Origin of the sequence: Actinomyces gaoshouyii, assembly GCF_002072175.1 — a bacterium.
Taxonomy (GTDB): domain Bacteria; phylum Actinomycetota; class Actinomycetes; order Actinomycetales; family Actinomycetaceae; genus Actinomyces; species Actinomyces gaoshouyii.
In genome coordinates this window covers 28,217-41,683 of record NZ_MVIV01000010.1, presented here as the reverse complement: position 1 = coordinate 41,683, position 13,467 = coordinate 28,217, and the positions used below count along the sequence as shown (strand labels likewise).

The 13,467-nt window shown below is 72.4% G+C and carries 10 protein-coding genes and 2 tRNA genes; 2 read left to right on the top strand and 10 right to left on the bottom strand.

Annotation, left to right across the window (positions count from 1 at the left end):
• Position 1: 1 nt before the first annotated feature.
• Genes B1H50_RS08465 through B1H50_RS08435 form a run of 7 tightly spaced genes read right to left on the bottom strand, consistent with a single transcriptional unit; the run spans position 2 to position 9,083 of the window.
• Positions 2-766 (bottom strand): DUF6270 domain-containing protein, encoded by a 765-nt coding sequence (locus B1H50_RS08465; RefSeq protein WP_080463341.1) that lies wholly within the window; start codon positions 764-766, stop codon positions 2-4.
• On the bottom strand, positions 763-1,839 hold the full coding sequence (locus B1H50_RS08460) for an ABC transporter ATP-binding protein (RefSeq protein WP_080463340.1): 1,077 nt from the start codon (positions 1,837-1,839) through the stop codon (positions 763-765). Before B1H50_RS08460 ends, B1H50_RS08465 begins: the two co-directional genes overlap by 4 nt.
• The gene (locus tag B1H50_RS08455) at positions 1,823-2,695 is read right to left on the bottom strand and encodes an ABC transporter permease (RefSeq protein ID WP_229657978.1); all 873 of its coding nucleotides are present in this window, start codon (positions 2,693-2,695) and stop codon (positions 1,823-1,825) included. Before B1H50_RS08455 ends, B1H50_RS08460 begins: the two co-directional genes overlap by 17 nt.
• Positions 2,692-4,557 (bottom strand): glycosyltransferase, encoded by a 1,866-nt coding sequence (locus B1H50_RS08450; RefSeq protein ID WP_080463338.1) that lies wholly within the window; start codon positions 4,555-4,557, stop codon positions 2,692-2,694. Before B1H50_RS08450 ends, B1H50_RS08455 begins: the two co-directional genes overlap by 4 nt.
• Entirely contained in the window at positions 4,550-5,851 is a 1,302-nt protein-coding gene (locus tag B1H50_RS08445; RefSeq protein ID WP_080463337.1) for a glycosyltransferase family 4 protein, read from the bottom strand. The genes B1H50_RS08450 and B1H50_RS08445 overlap by 8 nt, the downstream gene beginning before the upstream one ends.
• A complete protein-coding gene (locus B1H50_RS08440; protein ID WP_188640741.1) occupies positions 5,848-6,972 on the bottom strand; it encodes an MraY family glycosyltransferase in 1,125 nt (374 codons plus the stop codon). The genes B1H50_RS08445 and B1H50_RS08440 overlap by 4 nt, the downstream gene beginning before the upstream one ends.
• A 17-nt stretch (positions 6,973-6,989) precedes the next feature.
• The gene (locus B1H50_RS08435; RefSeq protein WP_080463335.1) at positions 6,990-9,083 is read right to left on the bottom strand and encodes a polysaccharide biosynthesis protein; all 2,094 of its coding nucleotides are present in this window, start codon (positions 9,081-9,083) and stop codon (positions 6,990-6,992) included.
• Positions 9,084-9,415: 332 nt separating this feature from the next.
• Here B1H50_RS08435 and cimA point away from each other — a divergent pair, with 332 nt between their 5' ends.
• Positions 9,416-11,098, top strand: a complete 1,683-nt coding sequence (cimA, locus tag B1H50_RS08430) for a citramalate synthase (protein ID WP_080463334.1) — start codon at positions 9,416-9,418, stop codon at positions 11,096-11,098.
• Between the two features lie 26 nt (positions 11,099-11,124).
• Here the strand turns inward: cimA and B1H50_RS08425 are convergent, their stop codons facing one another.
• From B1H50_RS08425 to orn, 3 genes are all read right to left on the bottom strand, one after another.
• Positions 11,125-11,994 carry a polysaccharide deacetylase family protein gene (locus tag B1H50_RS08425; RefSeq protein ID WP_080463333.1) on the bottom strand — a complete coding sequence of 290 codons (870 nt, stop codon included), beginning with the start codon at positions 11,992-11,994 and terminating at the stop codon, positions 11,125-11,127.
• Between the two features lie 149 nt (positions 11,995-12,143).
• Positions 12,144-12,219, bottom strand: a tRNA-His gene (locus tag B1H50_RS08420).
• Between the two features lie 148 nt (positions 12,220-12,367).
• Positions 12,368-12,994 carry an oligoribonuclease gene (gene orn / locus B1H50_RS08415; RefSeq protein ID WP_080463363.1) on the bottom strand — a complete coding sequence of 209 codons (627 nt, stop codon included), beginning with the start codon at positions 12,992-12,994 and terminating at the stop codon, positions 12,368-12,370.
• Positions 12,995-13,327: 333 nt separating this feature from the next.
• Between orn and B1H50_RS08405 the strand changes: the two genes are divergently transcribed.
• Positions 13,328-13,400, top strand: a tRNA-Arg gene (locus B1H50_RS08405).
• The last annotated feature ends 67 nt before the right edge of the window (positions 13,401-13,467 follow it).

The following is a 13,467-nucleotide window of genomic DNA, read 5'->3' as shown; positions in this document are numbered from 1 at the left end:
TTCAGCCGCGCGCCGCGAAGGCCTCGACGCCGTCGGCCACCCAGTCGTAGAAGGCGCCGATGTAGTGGAAGGGGGCCGATCCCCAGCGGTGGGCGTCATCGGCCACGACGAGCTCGTCGGGCACCTGGAGCACATGAGTTCCCAGAGCGCGCGCCCTCTCGTAGTAATCGATCATCGCCCAGTTGGCCCCCAGGGCGCTTATGCCCCAGCTGCGCACGGTGGAGCGCCCCTGCGCCGTGCGGGCGGCCCAGGGCGCCTGGAGGAGGATCGTTCGTTCCAGCAGCCCGACGCGCTCGAGCATCGCCTTCAGACGCGGCAGGGCGGCGGCGAAGAGCCCCTGGTGCTCGTCGGTGCCCAGCTCGATGACGCGCCCGCTCAACGGTCCGTAGAAGTCCCGGCCCAGGCGCAGGCTCGCCGTCAGGCCCTCCGTGGAGCGGGTGAGCCAGTGCCCGGGGGAGGTCTCGATGACGCCGAGGCGCTCGTCGGTGAGGTCCCACAGCAGCGCGTCCGTAGTCGCGGCCAGGCCCGCCAGCTGGGCCTCGGCGTCGCCGGCGGCGTCGGAGGCGAAGCAGCGCCGCGCGAAATCGCTCTCCAGGGCGCCGGCGTCGATGGCGCGCACGTCCACGGCATTGCCGGTGGAGATGATGGACTGCCTGGCGACGTAGCGCGTCACCTGCCAGCCTCGCTCCTGCAGTGCCGTGGCGGAGTCCCTGCCCACGCAGGATCCGAGGATCGCCAGGGATCGAGCGGGGGCGGGGGCGGTCACTGGGAGGCGTCCTTACGGTGACGGGGCGCGTAGCCGCCGGTGCGGCGCGCGGCGCGCGGGGATGCTGATGCGGGGGAGAGGGAGGCGGGTCCGGGGGCCGCCGCCCCGCTCATCCTACCGGCACTGCCCGGGGCTGTCGGCACGGGACCCGCAGAGGCCCGCGTCGGGGCGGCCGCTTGGGTCGGGGCCGCGGGGCGGGGCGCCCACTTGCGCCGACAGCGCTGAAGGATCTCCTGAGCGGTGGCGCGCTCCCCCTTGGCCACGTTCCAGGACCACCAGCGGTAGTCGTGGGCGATCTCCGGGCCGGGGCCGTCGCCGATGAGCTCGCCGTCCATGAGCCAGATGGCGCGTGTGCACATCTCCTCGATGGTCTGGGCGGCATGGCTGACGATGAAGACCGTGCCGGCATTCGCGCGCAGCTCGGCCATCCGGCTCTCACTGCGCTCCTTGAACGCGGCGTCCCCGGTGGACAGGGCCTCGTCGATGAGCAGGATGTCCGGGCTGGCCGACACCGCGATCGCGAAGCGCAGGCGCGAGGCCATTCCCGAGGAGTAGGTGCTCATGGGCCGGTAGATCGCCTCGCCGATGCCCGCCATGCCCACGATCCCCGGCAGGGCGGCGCGGGCCTGCTCCGGCGTCATCCCCATGGCCAGGCAGCCGAGGATGACATTGCGCTCCCCGGGGAGGTCCGGCACGAGGGCCGCATTGACACCCAGGAGCACGGGCGTGGAGCGCGCCAGGACCCTCCCCGAGCGCGGCGTTTCCAGGCCCGCCACGATGCGCAGCAGGGTGGACTTCCCCGAGCCGTTGCGCCCCAGGATCCCCAGCGACTCACCGGCCCGCGCCACGAAGGACACCCCCTTGAGGGCGTCGACGCTGACGCGCGGGCGCTGCCCGAAGGCCCTCATCGCGACCTGCCGGGCGGGGCTGAGGGCGCGCATGGCCGAGGCGTCGGCCGAGGGCGCCCGGTAGCGCACATGGAGGTCGTCGACGACGACGGTCACGGGCGCCGCCGCGCGCCGGCCGGACGACGGGGCCCCGTGGACGGAGGAGGTCTCAGCGCTCGACGCCATAGGACTCCTCCCTCGCCCAGAAGAAGATGTACCCGACGCCCACGATGATGAGCGCCCACAGGCACATGACCGCCCAGTCGCGCCCCGGCGGCACGCGCTGGTAGAGGATGACATCGCGGTACATGGTCAGCAGCTTGCTGCCGGGGTTCCAATCGACGACGAACCTGGCGGCGGGCCGGTGCATCATCTTGTCGAAGGAGAAGAACACCCCGGAGCCGAAGTACCAGAACTGGGCCACGAAAGGCCACACATTACGCATGTCCGGCAGCTGCGCCGTGAGCCTGGAGGTGAAGAGGACCAGGCCCAGGGCGAAGAGGTTCTGCAGAGCGAAGATCGGCACGATGAGGGCCCAGTGCCATGAGGGCCAGGCGTGCGGCGGCAGGATCATGACGATGAGCAGCAGAGCGGCCAATGGCGGCAGGGCATCCAGGGCGCCCCGGATCGCGAAGGAGATCGGCAGGGCCGCCCTGGGGAAGGAGAAGGAGCGGATGAGGTTCCTGCCCGCGAACATCACCTGGCCCCCGCCGGTGATCGCCCGCTGCAGCGTGGGGAACATCGTGACGCCCACCAGCAGGTAGCCCACGAAGTTGTCGATGCCGCGGTTGGTCTCCAGCAGCAGCCCGAAGACCACGAAGAAGACGAGGGCGTCGAGCATCGGCTTGACGATGAGCCAGATATTGCCGAGGAGTGTTCCCCGCTGGGTCCCCAGGGCGCGGGCGCGGGCATCGGCCCAGATGAAATGGCGGCGCCGCCAGGTCTGGCGCATGTACACCACCAGGGGCGGGCGCTTGCCGACGGGCCTCAGCCCTGTCATATCCGACCTGCCGGGACAGGGCGCCGGAGGACTGATACTCATCGCACCTCCTCATGAATCGTGCGGACTGCCATCCCATTCTCCTCCCAGGTGGGCAGTCCGATCCCAGCCGACGGCGTGATGTGGGCCGCTCGAATCGGTGCGGCATCGGTGCCGGCCTGGGCGAGTCGGCGGATCTGCTCCGCCAGGGCGCCGGCGTCGCCCGCGGGGAAGAGGAGCCCGCCGCCCCGGGTGACTTCCACGAGCGCGGGCAGGTCCGAGGCGATCACCGGGCGCCCGAGCGCCTGCGCCGTCAGCGGCTTCAGCGGCGTGACCATCCGGCACACCGGCGTGTCCCGCCGGGGCGCGCAGAAGGCGTCGAGCGCCTGGTACCAGCCCAGGGCCTCATCCGCCGGGACTCGGCCGGGCAGGACGCAGACCCCCGACCCCGGGGCCATCAGGCCCAGGTCCTCGGCCAGCGCGACCAGCCCCGGCCGGCTCACGCCGTCGCCCACGATCGCGCAGCGAGCGTCCACACCCTGGCCGCGCGCCAGGGCCACGGCCCGCAGGAGCACGTCGAACCCCTCGTAGTCCACCAAGGACGAGACGCTTCCCACCCAGAAGCCCCCGGTCGGCAGGCCCAGGCGGGCGCGCGCCTCGGCGGGAGAGCGGGGCTTGACGGCCAGGACCTCCCCGTCCACCGCGTTGGGCACGACCGTGATCCGCTCGGCGGGCACGCCCCGGGCCACGAGGTCATCGCGCTGGAGCGCCGACAGGACGATGACGGCGTCCGCCTGCCGGGCCACCTCGGTTTCCTTGGCCCTCAGCAGGGCGAAGCGCTGGGAGGCCAGGGCCTCGGCCTGCTGCTCGGGAGGCCGGGAGGCCACCCACGTGTACTCCAGCATCCCGCGCATCTCGTAGATCCACGGCAAGTCATGCCCGCGTGCCACGGCGGAGACGACGAGGGCGTTGACGTAGTTCGTCGTCGTGTGCAGCACTTCGGGGCGGAAGGCGGCCACCTGCCGGGCCAGGAGCCGGGCCGTCTGCGCCAGGCGGGCCGCGGGCGTGGGCGCGAGCCGGGAGGGCAGGAGCCGGTGGTACTCCACGCCGTCGACGATGTCGCGCGGGGCCGCCCTCACGCGCCCCACGGTCACGGGGTATCCGATCCGGGTGACGGCCCGCAGCTCCTCGCCCGCCCGCTGCTGGGCGAGGAGCAGGTGGTGCGAGCGCATGGCGTAGCCGGACTGGGTGTGCGGCAGGGAGTTGGTCAGCAGGTGCAGCACCCGGGGGACCTCTGACCGCAGTGGCCCTTGCCAACCGCGCGAGGGGACGGCGGGCAGCGCGAAGCCCGGGGACATCGTCGCCAGCTCGGCGGACAGGCGCGCCCGGGCGGTTCGGATCGAGCGATGGCGCCCTCCGGGGAGCCCGCCCCGGGAGGAGGGGGAGTGGGCCAGGGCGGTGTCGAGGGCCCCGATCGCCTCATCCAGGTGCCCCCGTGACCACAGGTCCCGGGCCCTCATCCTCGGCGGGGCGGCCGGGGCCCCGCCGGGCAGGAGATCGGCCAGGCCCACGGCCAGGGCGATCTCAGCCGCCAGGCGCCGGCCCAGGGCGCTGCCGGGATGAGCCTGGGAGAGGGCCCGCGCCGCCAGGGCCGGACGATCGGCGAGCAGGGCGGCGAGGGCGGGGCGGAGCGAATCACCGGTGGCGCCCGCGCCCACTGCCGCGGACAGGACCGCGCGCCCCCCGTGGGGCAGGCGGCGAGCGCTCTGCAGCGCCAGCAGCAAGGGGTCCTCCGTCATGTGCCGTGCGACGGTGTCGGCCAGGAGGCCGACGGCGCGCAGCCCGGTGAGCGCCGTGGGAGGCGCTGCTCTTGGTGCCGGGGAGTGGGCAGAGGAGGCCACCCGGGGACCCAGGGGCTCAGCCATGAGCGACCTCGTCGAGCAGCGCCTCGTAGCGGTTGACCTGGTCATGCCGATTCGCGTGGCGGGAGAGCCATTGCCGCCCGGCGCTCGCGGTCAGGCCGGAGCGGTCCGCCGCCAGGGCCGCCCAGGCGGCGGCCAGGGCCCGGGGATCCTGCGGGGGGACCACGAGCCCGGCCCTTGCGGATCGGATGATGCCGGCCGCCTCGCCGTCGACCGCGCCGCTGATATGGCGACCGGTAGCCAGGGCCTCGTAGAGCTTAGAGGGCACCGTCATGGACATGGCCGGCCAGTCCTGGAGGCTGACGAGGATCGTGTCGGCCCAGGCGTAGTGCGCGCCCACCGCCGTGGGCGCGACCGGCGGCAGCATCTCCACGGGCGCCCCCAACCTCTCGGCGGTGGCGCGGATGTGGGCAGCCTGCGCGCCGTCGCCCACGATCCGCAGACGCAGGCGGACTCCCCGGCGCTCGGCGAGGGCCGCGGCCTCCACCGCGGCCGCCAGTCCCTGGCTGCGCCCGACGGTTCCCAGGTACACGACGCGGAGCTCTGGGCGCCCATCATCACCGTCTCGGCGCACAGGGGGAGCGGGCAGGCCCCAATCCGATGGGACGGCGCTGTTGCGGATGACCTTCACCCTCCTCATGCCGCGCTCCCGCAGCGCCTGGGCGAAGGAGTCCGTAGTGACCGCGACGGCGTCGGCGCGCCGCTCCAGGAGGGTGACGAGCGGGGGGAGAAGGGCGACGGCGCCGCGGCGTGACAGACGCGGGGCCGCGGCACCGATGCCGCGAGGCAGCCCTGGCGCCGCCCGCCGCAACAGTCCCGCCGGGGGCTCGGCCCAGTGGCGGCTCGAGTCGAGGATGTCCGGCCAGGCGTCGCGCAGCTCGGCGACGACGGGGCGCCGCAGCGCGCCCCCGACCGCCAGCGCCACGGGCAGGGTCGGCAGGCCGGGGACCGAGCCGATGACGACATCGGGGCGGTGGCCTCCCCCGAAGCGCGCCAGGGCCAGGCGCGCCCCGTCCGCCGCTGCGAGCATCTGATCCGCGCCGCGCCCGCTGATCCCCGCCCCATAGGGCCTGAAAGTCGTGCGGTGGATCATTGCCCCAGTCTCATCGCGGGCGATGGCGCCCGAGGCGAGCCGGGGCGAGGAGTCGAGTAGAACGCCGGCCGGGTAGTGCGGGGCGGGAGTGAGCACGGCGAGCTCATGACCTCGCTCCACCAGGCCGCGGGCGAGCCACCGCCAGCGGTTCTGGGGCGCGCCGATCTCCGGCGCCCAGTAGTGGGTGAGCAGGAGGATCCTCACCCCCGCTCACCATCCTCAGGGGCGGCGCCCTTGGACCTGGAGCCGTCCGCGCTGCCGTGCTCACGGCGCTCGCGGCGCGCCGCGCTCACGAGCGAGGGCAGGCTCATGTAGCAGGCCAGGACCACCAGCATCCCGATGATCCCCGGTGCCCGCGCGACGTGTCCGCCGGGCCCCTCCCAGGAGGCCAGCGCCACTACCGAGCAGGCCGCGGCGCAGGCCCCTACGAGCAGCGCCACCGCCCAGTGCGGCCACCCGGCGGCGACGAGCCGCTGGTAGACGTGCTCGCGGTGCGGCTCGTACCAGCGCTGCCCGGAGCGGGCGCGGCGCCACAGGGTGAGACCCGTGTCGGTGGCTAGCACGAGCAGCGGGGCCACCGCGACGAGCAGCGGCACCCCGGAGGCCAGGCAGAGGGCCGCGCCGAAGGACCACGCCGCCCCGAGCGCGTAGGAGCCGGCATCACCGAGGAAGACCCGGGCGCGGGGCGCGTTGAAGGGCAGGAACCCGGCGGCTGCTCCGCCGAGCCCGGCCATGACGAGGGCCAGCCCGGGGATCCGCGCCGACGACGCCACATGCGTGTAGTACGCCGCAGCGACGAGGGCGTGTCCGGCCGCCAGCCCATTCGCCCCATCCATGAAGTTCGTGGCGTTGATCATCGCGACGGCGCCCGCCCCCAGTGGGATCACGAGCCACAGCGGCGCCCCGGTGATCGAGGTCGTGAGCAGGGCCAGCCCTGCGCCCAGGCCCGCCTGGGCGAGGAGGCGCGCGCCGATCGGCAGCGTGTACAGGTCGTCGCCGAGCCCCAGGATCGTCAGGGCGAGGATCGTGCTCAACCCCACGCTCACCACCTCGATGAGCCTGTCGGATCGGGGGATCGCGCCCTCGGCCACCGCGCCGGCCAGTCCCGTCCCGGCGGCCAGGACCGCGGCCAGGATCAGGGCGCCTCCGCCGCCGCGGGGGACCGGCCTCGCGTGCAGGGAACGGTCCACGGGGACATCGATGACGCCGGCCCGCCGCAGCACCGGGATGGTGACGGCGGTCAGGACGACCCCCGCCACCAGGCCGGTGAGTGCGCCCATGGCCAGGCCCCAAGTCTCCCAGGAGGCCTCGGGCGACTGCGGCATCGGGAGGGCCGGCGGGGTCACGTGGTGGCCCCGGTTCGCTCGACGGCGCCCCTGCCGGTCGGTGCGCCGCCCCGGTCATGCGCGGCGCCCTCCTTCGGTGGCCTCACGGATGCATCCTCGGGGATGGGGGCCTGGCTCATGCCCGTCATCCATCGGCGCACGAGCTCGCCCTGACGGCCCCACTCGGAGTGCAGTCGGAGATCATCGATCTCCCGGAGGGTCCCCAGCCCGAGCGCCGCGACATCCACATGCGAGATGAGCGGGTGCCAAGGGCGGCGGTCTGTCTCCCCGGCGCCGAACAGCGACTCCGTCATCTTCTCCCCGGGCCGGACCCTCGTGTAGGCCACGTGCGGCTCGTCATAGCCCATGAGAGTGGCGAAGCGCCGGGCCAGCGACTCGATGTTGTGCGGCTCTCCCATGTCCAGGACGAGCACCTCCCCGCTGCGCCCCAGCGCCCCGGCCTGGAGGACCAGCTGGCAGGCCTCATTGATGGACATGAAGAAGCGCTCCATGTGGGGATCTGTGACGGTCAGGGGCAATCCGCGCTCCAACTGGGAGGCGAAGGTGTGGAGCACCGAGCCGCGCGAGCCCAGGACATTGCCGAAGCGCACGGAGATGAAGCGCCGCTCGGCGGGCAGGCTCATCCCCACGGCGGCGGTGAGCCGTTCGGCGATGCGCTTGGAATGGCCGAGCACGCTGGTGGGATCGGCGGCCTTGTCGGTGGAGATATTGATGAACAGGCGCACGTCATGGCCGGTGGCGGCCGTGAGGAGGTCGCTGGTGGCGGCCACGTTGGTCAGGAACGCCTCCTCCGGGAATCGCTCGGTGAGGGTGAGATGCTTGAGCGCCGCGGCGTGGAAGACGATCGTCGGGTGGGCCTCATCGAACAATCCGCTGATGAAACCGGGGGTGCGCAGGTCTCCGAGGATGAGATCGGGGGAGTCGAGCATCGCCTTGCCGTCGAGGGACAGCTGGACGGCGTGCAGGGCGGACTCGTCCCTGTCCACGAGGATGAGCCGCTCGGGCCGGTACTTGGCGATCTCGTGGCACAGCTGCGCCCCGATGGAGCCGCCCGCGCCGGTGACGAGGACCCGCTCGCCGGTGAGGTAGGAGGCGATGGCGTCGACGTCGGTGTCGATCGCCCGGCGCCCCAGCAGGTCTGAGAGCTCCAAGGGGCGGAAGATGCCCGTGCCGCGCTGCGCGATGGCGCTCGCCGGGGCCGGCGCGAGGGAGGGCGCCAGCCCCATGAGCTCCTCGGCGCTGGGCATGACGCGGATCTCAAGGCCGAGTTCTCGGGCCCGGGTCACGACGCCGTCGACCTCCTCCGGCCTGGCTGAGGGCACCGCCAGCAGGACGAGGTCGGCATTGGTCTCCCGGGACACCTGCGCCAGGGCGCGCCAGGGGCCGAGCACCCGCACCCCGGAGAGCCGCAGGTGCCGCTTGGCGGGGTCGTCATCGAGCAGGGCGACGGGCGTGTAGGGGGAGGAGGGATCATTCTGCATGAGGCTGATCGCCATGGCGCCGCCGTGCCCGGCGCCCATGATGATCGTGCGCCGCGCGCGTCTGCCGACCGGCCGCTGGCGCGCCTCGACCACCCGCAGGTAGAGCCACCGGCAGGCCAGGTGGAGGGTGAGGGCGCAGCCACCGGAGAGGATGGAGTCGCGCAGCGGCAGGAGGAGCCCCGTGGAGAGCCCGGAGAACGCGGAGAGGACGACGGCGATGACGACGTCGGTCAGCAGGACGGAGGGGATCTCGTCGATGGTCGCGAAGCGCGCCCGCCCCCGCAGGAAGGCGAGGTAGCCGACGATCTGGAGGACGACCGCCAGCAGCGCCGTCAGCGTGACCCCTATGCCCTCGGGGCGGGTGTCGATCCCCGCGGTCAGGCTGAGGACGGCCACGATCATCACGGCCAGCGCCCACATCGCCGAGTCGAGAGCGGCGGTGGCGCCGTGGGGAAGGTGCAGGCGGGAGCCGCCGATCTCCCGCTCGCGCCACTGGGGCGCCGCCCCGCCCCGCGCGGGCGGTGAGCCCGCCGACGGCGACGAGGGCCTCACGGGCGGCGGGGCCGTCCTCGCCCCGGGCGAGGTCGGGGCGGCGCCATGCTCAGCCACGGGAGAATCCTTCGTCGAGGGGAGGCAATGGTGCCCGCGGAGCCAGCGCGGATGCAACAGGTCAACGGTCATATCAGCACTGAAGCGCCTCAGGCGGCGTTGCCCCAGTATCCCCTATAAGCGCTGCACGCGCAGCGGAATCGGTGGAGGTCATAGCCTCCTCCCTGCGCGGGAGGCGGGGCCGCGGCGTCCGGTGGGCGGCCAATGGGCGGTCCATCGGGAATGCGGCGGCGGTTTTCATGACAGGATGACGGCTGGAATGCCGCACGTGCCGCGACTGCTCGTCTTCCCGGCGGCCGGTCCGCTGGCCGACGATCGATGAAGGAGGCGCCATGAGAACCGATGGAGCGACTCTGTCCGCCGGTGGCGACGCCGTCGCCATCTATGACACGACGCTTCGCGACGGCGCCCAGCAGCAGGGCGTCTCCTTCACCGTGGAGGACAAGCTCGCGATCATCGCCCTCCTCGATGAGCTCGGCGCGGCCTATATCGAGGCGGGCTGGCCCGGAGCCATCCCCAAGGACACCGAGCTCTTCGCGCGGGCCCGGGAGCTGGACCTGGCCACCGCGCGGCTCGTGGCCTTCGGCTCCACCTGCCGCCCGGGCGCCCATGCCGCCGAGGATCCTGGCCTGCGCGCACTGCTGGACAGCGGGGCCGACGTGATCACCCTCGTGGCGAAGTCCGACCCGAGGCACGTCGAGCGGGCTCTGCGCACGACGCTGGAGGAGAACCTGCGCATGGTCGCCGACTCGACCGCCCTGCTGGTGGGCGCGGATCGGGAGGCGATGGTCGATCTGGAGCACTTCTTCGACGGCCTGGGACGACAGGCCGACGGCGCTTACGGGATCGAGGTGGCCCTGACAGCGGCCCGTGCCGGCGCCGGCGCCGTCATCGCCTGCGACACCAATGGTGGGGCGCTTCCAGGCGTCATCGCGGGCTCCGTCGCCCGCCTGCGCCGCGCCCTGGACGCTGCTGGGCACCCCGACTGCGTCGTCGGGATCCACACCCATGACGACTCGGGCCTGGCCGTGGCCGGTGCGATGGCGGCGGTGGAGGCCGGAGCCCGCCAGGTGCAGGGGTGCGTCAACGGCATGGGGGAGCGCACCGGGAACGCCGAGCTTCTGACCATCATCGCGAACCTGGAGCTCAAGACCCGCTTCACCGCCCTTCCGGGAGATGAGGCCGAGCGGGCGCGGCGCTTGGCCGAGCTCTCGCGCATCTCGCGCTCCGTGGGTGAGATCGCCAACCGCGCCCCCTCCACCCGCCAGGCCTACGTGGGGGCCAAGGCCTTCGCCCACAAGGCGGGCCTGCACGCCTCGGCGATCCGGGTGGATCCCGATTTCTACCAGCACGTCGACCCCGCCCGTGTGGGCAACACGATGAGCATGCTCGTCTCGGAGATGGCGGGGCGCGCCTCGATCGAGCTCAAAGCCCGCGAGCTGGGCATCGACACCTCGGGGGAGGGCGACGTCCTGGGCAGGGTCGCCGAGGCCGTCAAGGCCCGTGAGGCCGCCGGCTACGCCTACGACGCCGCGGACGGCTCCTTCGAGCTACTGCTGCGCCACGCGCTGGGGGAACTGCCCGACTACTTCCGCGTGGAGTCCTGGCAGGCCTCGGTGCGCGCCGCCCCAGCGGGGGCGGATCGCTTCCTGCCGGTGGACGGCTCCACCCTCACCCAGGCGGAGGCCACAGTGCGCCTGCACGCGGGCGGGAGGCGCTTCGCGGTTCTGGGGGAGGGCAATGGCCCGGTCAACGCCCTCGACGCCGCCTTGTGCGACGCGCTGGCGGAGGTCTACCCGGAGATCCGTGCCTTCGAGTTGACCGACTACAAGGTGCGGATCCTCGACGCCGAGCGGGGCACGCGCTCGATCATCCGCGTGCTCATCGATCTCACCGATGGCGAGCGCACCTGGTCCACGGTGGGCGTGGGCACGGATATCGTCGAGGCCACCTGGGAGGCCCTCACCGACGGGCACGTCGTAGGGCTGCTGCGCGCGGGCGTGGCACCGCGCTAGAGCAGCGGGCCGGCGGGGAGGACCGCTCAGACGCGCCGGTTGTGGCCCGGGCCGAAGTAGACGTCGTCGAGTGTGGCCGTCAGCAGGGAGCGTTCGCGTAGGATCTCGATGATCTGACCGTACAGGCGGGTGACGGTGGGGAAGTTCGCGTGCCCGATGACGATGCGCTGGGCCCCAAGCCACTTCCGGGCCTCACCCAGCAGGACGTCCTCGGTCAGCAGCCCCGAGTCGCCGAAGGACCCGTACCACATCGTCGATGTCGAGTATCCCAGCCGGGCGCACACGGCGTCGGTCGTGGCGTTGCGGTAGCCGTAGGGCGGACGCACGAAAGGCGCGCCCGTCACCCCGTAGGTGTTCTTGAGGAAGGTCTCGCACCCGGAGACTTCCTCGAGGATGCCTGCCTCGCTCAGGCTCGTCAGGCCCGCGTGCGTGACGGTGTGGTTGCCCAGCTGCACCTGGCCGGACTCCACCAGGGGTCTCATCTTGTCTTTGCAGTCCGTCCAGCCGGGGTAGCAGGAGGTGACGAAGAAGGTGAGCCTGACTCCGGAGTCCTTGGCGAAGTCGAGGTAGGCGTCGATGACCGAGGCGTCGGCGCCGTCGTCGATCGTCAGGGCCACGGTGTTGCCCACCGACTCCGGCAGGCCCGTGATGACCGAGTCCGGGGCCGAGGGGGCCGGGAGCTCGGGAGGGCCGTCCTGAAGCCACAGCCCACTGCGCGACGGCGTCGGACTGGGCTCCGGGGTGGGGGAGGGGGACGGCGTCGTCGGGGGCGCCGCTGAGGTCTCCACCGGCTTGAGGGAGGTGGCCGGGGCGCTGGCGTCGTTGCCCGTCGTGCAGGCGCCGGTGGCCGAGGCGGTGGCGGCGGCCAGGAGGAGCATGAAGTCGCGTCGGTGCACAGTGATGTCCTTTCGGGGCGATAGAACCCGGCCACCGGGTCCGGGGCCCGCCCCCACTCGGATCGGCGTGACAGCCGGTCATCCGAGCAGCACGGGAAACACCCTCGGCGCGGCCTGCTCTGGCCGACACGATCGCGCAGGCTCTTGCCTGGGGTGGCTGACGGGGCTTGAACCCGCGACCTCCTGGACCACAACCAAGCGCTCTGCCAACTGAGCTACAGCCACCATGCGCAGTTCCCACGATGGGCGGGACCGCAACGAATCGGTACTGTATCGGCTCGCTCGGAGCTCCGGCAAACCAGTAACCGTGGATTGTGTCACGCCAGCTCTGGGACCGCTGTCCGGCTGCTCGCCGACTTGCGGTCCGCCGGGCTCAGGCCCGGTGGGCTGTCATTGTCGGGTTGGCGAGGATCTGGGCGGCGACGGCCCGGCAATCATCCGAGGACGGCCCCTCGCCGTCGGGGAACAGCACCGCTCGGTAGTAGCGCAGCTCGTCGATGGACTCCAGGATATCGGCGAGCGCGCGATGCCCGCCCTGCTTCTGGGGGGCCTGGAAGAAGGTCCTGGGGAACCAGCGCTTGGCCAGCTCCTTGATGGAGGAGACGTCAACCACCCGGTAGTGCAGGTAGTCGATGAGCTCGGGCATATCGCGTGCGAGGAAGGCCTTGTCCGTGCCCACCGAATTGCCCGCGAGCTGTGCCGTGCGGGCCGTGGGCACGAGGGAGCGGACATGGTCGAGCGCCACGCGCTGCGCCTCGGCCAGGCTCAGCCCGCCGTCGAGCTCGTCGAGCAGACCGGAGGAGGAGTGCATGGAGCGCACATAGTCGCCCATCCGCTCCAGAGCAGCGGTCGGGGGCTTGATGAGTACGTCGATGCCCTCGCCCAGCGGGACCAGCTCGTAATCCGTCACGATGACGGCGACCTCGATGAGCGCGTCGGCGCCCAGGTCGAGGCCGGTCATCTCGCAGTCGATCCACACCAGGGGATCCGAGGTCGTTATCTGTCGGCTCACGGGCCAGCAGTCTAGCCCGGCCCGTCATCCTCGGGGGCAATCACCTCTAAGGGATCCCCATCGCCCTGCTGCCTGACGTCGATCCGGTCCCAGTGCCAGCCCTCGCCCCGCGGATCGCCGGGGGCTCGCCGCTCCCCGCTCCTCAGGAGCGCGGGCCTCGGGACCGCGCTCATCTGCGACTCGCTCGCCATGATCACCGGAACCGGCGCCGCGGGCACCCCATCGGGGCATCATCGGCCGGCTGGGCGACGGTGCCGGGAGATCGGGCCCGGGGGATGGTGTGGCGTAGGCTGGAACCGGCGTCGGGGCGACCCGGCGCGCGCCTCCATAGCTCAATGGATAGAGCATCGGCCTTCTAATCCGCAGGTTCCCGGTTCGAGTCCGGGTGGGGGCACCGTTGGAATGACGACGTTCTCCGAATCCCAGGGGCCGGCGGCATCGCCGCGCCGGATTGGTCGAGC